General features: G+C 71.0%; 4 protein-coding genes and 2 pseudogenes. 5 read left to right on the top strand and 1 reads right to left on the bottom strand.

The features are described from left to right. A pseudogene (locus AB0J68_RS26130) lies at window positions 1-96 on the top strand (4-hydroxy-tetrahydrodipicolinate synthase); the annotation flags it as partial. 315 nt (window positions 97-411) lie between these two features. Here the strand turns inward: AB0J68_RS26130 and AB0J68_RS26125 are convergent. Next, window positions 412-1,035: pseudogene (locus AB0J68_RS26125) on the bottom strand (glycogen debranching N-terminal domain-containing protein); the annotation flags it as partial. Window positions 1,036-1,143: 108 nt separating this feature from the next. On the opposite strand from AB0J68_RS26125, the gene AB0J68_RS26120 reads away from it, so the two are divergent. The 4 genes from AB0J68_RS26120 to AB0J68_RS26105 form a co-directional block, all read left to right on the top strand. Further along, the gene (locus AB0J68_RS26120) at window positions 1,144-2,133 is read left to right on the top strand and encodes a LacI family DNA-binding transcriptional regulator (protein WP_355066850.1); all 990 of its coding nucleotides are present in this window, start codon (window positions 1,144-1,146) and stop codon (window positions 2,131-2,133) included. Window positions 2,134-2,160: 27 nt separating this feature from the next. Next, on the top strand, window positions 2,161-3,411 hold the full coding sequence (locus AB0J68_RS26115; protein WP_355066849.1) for an extracellular solute-binding protein: 1,251 nt from the start codon (window positions 2,161-2,163) through the stop codon (window positions 3,409-3,411). A gap of 84 nt (window positions 3,412-3,495) precedes the next feature. Continuing rightward, window positions 3,496-4,617 (top strand): sugar ABC transporter permease, encoded by a 1,122-nt coding sequence (locus AB0J68_RS26110; protein ID WP_355066848.1) that lies wholly within the window; start codon window positions 3,496-3,498, stop codon window positions 4,615-4,617. A 1-nt stretch (window position 4,618) separates the two neighbouring features. Then, window positions 4,619-5,461 (top strand): carbohydrate ABC transporter permease (locus tag AB0J68_RS26105; RefSeq protein ID WP_363940855.1); only part of this gene is annotated, 843 nt, incomplete at its 3' end.

The following is a 5,461-nucleotide window of genomic DNA, read 5'->3' as shown; positions in this document are numbered from 1 at the left end:
CCGGCGCTGGCCGTCGGCTGCGTGGGCGTGGTCGGCACCTCGACGCACTTCACCGGGGCGCTGACCGCACAGATGATCGAGGCGTACGACGCGGGTGCCCTGGCGGCGGGCGAGCACGCGCAGGGTGCCGGCGGCCAGGTCGGTGCCGAGCGGCAGCATCATCCGGGCGGCCCAGAGGCTGTCCCGGCCGAACAGGGTGAGGAACCAGGGGACGCCGGCGCCGAGGAAGACGTCCCCGGGCGCGCCGGTCTCGGCCAGGCGTAGCCCGCGCAGGTCGTCCAGGCTGCGGTCGAGGAAGCGGACCAGCCGTCGATCGTCGGCGGTCACCTCGGGTCGGGCCCACTCCGGTTCGCCGACCGGGCCGATCACCACGGCGCGCGGGTCCTCGACGGTCAGCTGCCAGCGCAGCACCGACTCGCCTCCGGGGGGCAGGTCGATCGGCCAGGCCAGCCGCGGCGCGGTGGCCCGTTCGTCGGCGGCGAGCACGTCGGCGTCGGGCGCGGTGACGGTGACGGTGATGCCGTCGGCCGACCAGGTGAGCAGGCCCGGCTGGCCGGTCTTGGCCTCCAGCGGCGCGGCGGCGCCACCGGACTTGACCACCTCGATGGGCGCCAGGTCGCAGCCGAGGTCGACGCTCACGGTGGCCCGTACGCCGACCGTGGCGGTGGAGACGATCCGCAGCTCCTCGGTGAGGCCGTTGCGAGTGGCCCGACGGAGCCGGTCGACGCGGACTGTGGGGTCGGGCGTGGGATCGCCGAGCCAGCGGGCCAGGCCCACGAAGCGGGCGCCGTGCGGGCCGTCCGCGCCGCGGGTCAGCCCCTCCAGCTCCTGGTCGTCGACCCGCAGTTCGGCCCGGGAGAGCACGCGGGCGTCGGCGTGGAAGACGCCCTGGACGCCGGTCGGGCGGATCTGCCCGGTCGCGTCCCCCAGCGCACTGGTCGGGGCGAGCACCACCGGAACCAACTCGTGCAGGAGGGGTTGCAGCTGGCGTTCGATCACGGCGCGGCTCCAGATCTCGGGGGGCGGGGCGGACATCTTGACAACGCGCCCCTGGCGGTGCAAAGTGCGAAACATTCCAGAAACTTGAACGATCTAATCCTGCACTATCCGAATTGGATCGTTCAAGACGGCGAGAGGGATTAAGTGCCCGAGAAGGTAACCATTGCGACGGTGGCCCGGCACGCCCGAGTAAGCCGGCAGACGGTCTCCAACGTGCTCAACGCGCCGCACATCGTGCGGCAGGAGACCCGCCAGCGGGTCGAGGACGCGATCAGCGCGCTCGGCTACCGGGCCAACCAGGCGGCCAGACAGATGCGCACCGGCCGGTCCCGCCTCATCGCCGCCCGGATCGAACCGACCCGCGACGGCATCAACGGCTCCGTTCTCGACCGCTTCCTGCACGGCCTCACCGAGACCGCCGACGCCGCCGGCTACCGGGTGCTGCTCTACACCGCCACCGACGACGAGCGGGAGATCGCCACCTACGACGACCTGCTCGGCACGTACGAGCTGGACGCGTTCGTGCTCGTCGGCACCAAGTACGGCGACCCGCGTACCGCCTGGCTCGCCGACCGGGACGTGCCGTTCGTGACCTTCGGCCGCCCGTGGGACGCGCTCGACGCGCACCCCTGGGTCGACGTGGACGGCGCCGCCGGCACTGCCGCCGCCACCCGGCATCTGCTCGACGCCGGGCACCGGCGGATCGCGTTCATCGGCTGGCCCCTCGGGTCCGGTGTCGGCGACGACCGGCGGGCCGGCTGGCACGACGCGCTGCGCGCCGCCGGTGTCGACCCGACCGGGCTGCACCGCGAGACCGAGGACGGCATCGCCGAGGGCGAACGGCTCACGCGGGACCTGCTCGCCGCCGAGGCGCCGACCGCCGTGCTCTGCGCCAGCGACTCGCTCGCCCTCGGCGCGCTGCAGGCGATCCGGGGCACCGACCCGCCGGTGTCGGTGATCGGCTTCGACGACACGCCGGTCGCAGCCGCGGTGGGGCTGACCAGCGTCAGCCAACCGCTCGGCGAGGCCGCCGCCCGCTGCGTGGACCTGCTCACCGGGGTCCTCGACGGCAACCACGAGACCCCCACCCACGTGCTGCTCCAGCCCTCGCTGGCGCTTCGGCACACCGCGTAGTCCCATCCCCCACCAGGAGAGAACCCCATGGCACCTCGAAACCTCACCCGGGCGGCGGTGGCCGGCCTCGCCGCCGTCGCCCTTCTCGGTTCCGCGGCCTGCGGCAGCGGCTTCGACGACTCGTCCGGCGACGCCGCCCAGTCCAGCGGACCGGCCAGCCTGCAGATCCTGATCGGATCCTCCGGCGAAGCCGAGACCAAGGCCGTGCAGGACGCCGCGGCGAAGTGGGCCAGCGGCTCCGGCAACACCGCCACGGTCACCCCGGCGCAGGACCTCACCCAGCAGCTCGGCCAGGGCCTGGCCGGCGGCACCCCGCCGGACGTCTTCTACGTCGACGCGGCCCGCTTCGCCGACTACGCGAGCGTCGGCGCGCTGGAGCCGTACGGCGACAAGATCTCCAACCCGGACGACTTCTACGAGAGCCTGCGCACCACGTTCTCGTACGACGGCAAGCTCTACTGCGCGCCCAAGGACTTCTCCACCCTGGCCCTGCAGATCAACACGGACCTGTGGGCGAAGGCCGGACTGACCGACGCCGACGTGCCGACCACCTGGGACCAGCTCACCGCGACCGCCCAGAAGATCAAGGCGAAGGGGCAGGTCGCCCTGGCGCTCGGCGACACCCGGGACCGGATCGGCGCCTTCCTGGTGCAGAACGGCGGCTGGCTGCTGAGCAAGGACGGCAAGCAGCCGACCGCCGACACCCCGGAGAACCTGGCCGCCCTCCAGTACGTCAAGTCCCTGCTCACCTCGGGCCTGGCCAAGTACCCGAAGCAGCTCGACTCGGGCTGGTCCGGTGAGGCGTTCGGCAAGGGCAAGGCCGTGATGACCATCGAGGGCAACTGGATCAAGGGCGCGCTGCAGAACGACTTCCCGAACGTGAAGTACAAGGTGGTGGCGCTGCCGGCCGGCCCGAAGGGACAGGGCACGCTCTCCTTCACCCAGTGCTGGGGCATCGCGGCGAAGAGCAAGTACAAGGACCAGGCCATCAAGTTCGTCGAGGCGATGACCAGCGGTGAGCAGCAGCTGACGTTCGCGAAGGCGGTCGGTGTCATGCCGTCGCGGCAGTCGGTGCGCGACCAGTACACGGCCGCCAATCCTGAGGACAAGCCGTTCATCGACGGCGTCGCGTACGCCCAGGGCCCGGTGAACGCGCCGAAGATGGACAGCGTCCTCAAGGACCTGGACACCGGTCTGCAGAGCCTGGCCAACGGCGACCCGAAGACCGTGCTGCAGAACTTCGACAAGAACGCCAAGGCGGCGCTCGGCGGCAGCTGAGGTGACGGCGGGGGTCCCGACAGCGAGCGGGGCCCCCGTCCGCACCTCCGGCCCGGAAGGGCCCGAGAGAGGGAGGGAGGGGAGATGGCAACCGAGACACTGACCGCCGTGGCCACCGCGCCCGGGACGAGCCCCCGGCGACGGCGGGGTGGCGTCCGCGGCAACGAGAACCTCGCCGGCTGGCTCTTCGTCGCACCGGTGATCGTCATCCTGGGGCTGTTCCTGCTGCTGCCGATCCTGATGGCGCTCTGGGTCAGCCTGACCGACTGGAACGGGCAGGGCAGCCCGTTCACCGGCGACGTCCCGTTCGTCGGCGCGCACAACTACACCCAGTTGTTCACCGAGGACGGGCTGCCCCGCCGCGACTTCATGACCAGCATCCGCAACAACATCTACTACGTGGCGATCGTGGTGCCGGCGCAGACCGTGCTCGCGCTCGGGCTGGCGCTGGTGGTCAACAACCGGATGCTCAAGGGCAAGAGCTTCTTCCGCAGCGCGTTCTACTTTCCCTCGGTCACCAGCTCGGTCGCGATCAGCGTGGTGTTCCTGTTCCTCTTCGCCAACTCCGGCGCGGTGAACGCGCTGCTCGGCTTCCTCGGGATCGACGGCCCGGAGTGGTTCGCCGACTCCCGGGGTGTGCTGCACCTGCTCTTCGGCGCGGTCGGCGTCGACTCGCCCCCGGCGGCGCTCACCGACGGCGGCCCGTTCGGGCTGAGCTGGTGGGACTGGCTGGCCGGCCCCAGCGTGGCGATGATCTCGATCATCACGTTGGTCATCTGGACCACCTCCGGCACGTTCATGCTGATGTTCCTGGCCGGCCTGCAGAACGTGCCGGTGACGCTGGACGAGGCCAGCACGCTCGACGGAGCCTCCCGCTGGCAGCGGTTCCGCTACGTCACCCTGCCGATGATCAGGCCGACCACCTTCCTGGTGCTCACCCTCGGCATGATCGGCTCTTGGCAGGTCTTCGACCAGGTGTACGTCATGAGCCAGGGCGACCCGGCCAAGACCACCGTCACCCCGGCGTACCTGTCGTACCGGACCGCGTTCCGGGACTTCGACTACGGCTCCGGCGCGGCGATCTCGTTCGTGCTGTTTCTGATCATCATCGTGCTCACGCTGATCCAGCGTCGGGCGCTCGCCGAGCGGGACACCGACCGGCCGCGCCGCGGCTGGCGGCGTCGACGCGTACCGGAGAGGTCCTGACATGGCCGTGCTGACCGACCGCCCGGCGGCGGCGCCCGCGCGCGGCGACCAGCGCGCGGCCCGCACCCTGGTCACCCGCTTTCTGGGGTACGCCACGCTGGTCTTCTTCGGGCTGGTGTTCCTCTACCCGTTCGTCATCCAGATCGCGAGCTCGCTCAAGACCGAGCCCGACGCGGCGGCGAACCCGCTCTCGCCGATTCCGGACCCGCTCAGCCTCGCCGGCTTCGACCGGATCTTCGCCGGCACCAACTTTCCGCTCTGGCTGGGCAACTCGCTGCTGGTCACCGTGCTGGTGACCCTCGGCCGGGTGTTCTTCGACTCGCTCGCCGGGTACGCGTTGGCCCGGCTGCGATTCGCCGGGCGCGCCGGGCTGTTCGCCGCCGTCATCGCGGTGATGGCGGTGCCCGGCGTGGTGCTGCTGATCCCGAAGTTCCTGGTGCTCAACCAGCTCGGCCTCTACAACAGCTACGCCGGCCTGGTGGTGCCGCTGCTGGCCGACGCGGCGGGCGTGTTCATCATGAAGCAGTTCTTCGAGTCGATCCCGGTGAGCGTGGAGGAGGCCGCCCGCATCGACGGGGCGAGCATCTTCCGCACCTTCTGGTCGGTGGTGCTGCCGATGGCGAAGCCGGCGCTGATCACCCTGACCATCCTGTCGTTCCAGGGCTCCTGGAACGAGTTCCCGCACAGCCTCGTGTCGGTGCAGGACCCGGACCTGTTCACCCTGCCGCGCGGCCTCGCCGACCTGGTCAGCGGCTCGCTGGGCAGCGGCACCCAGTACCCGCTCAAGCTGGGCGCGGCGCTGCTCGCCACCATCCCGGTGGCGATCATCTTCGTGGTGTTCCAG

It is taken from the genome of Micromonospora sp. NPDC049580 (assembly GCF_040675595.1).
Classification (GTDB): Bacteria; Actinomycetota; Actinomycetes; order Mycobacteriales; family Micromonosporaceae; genus Micromonospora.
Note: the sequence above shows the minus strand (reverse complement) of the source record. Positions and strands in the feature narration are given on the sequence as shown.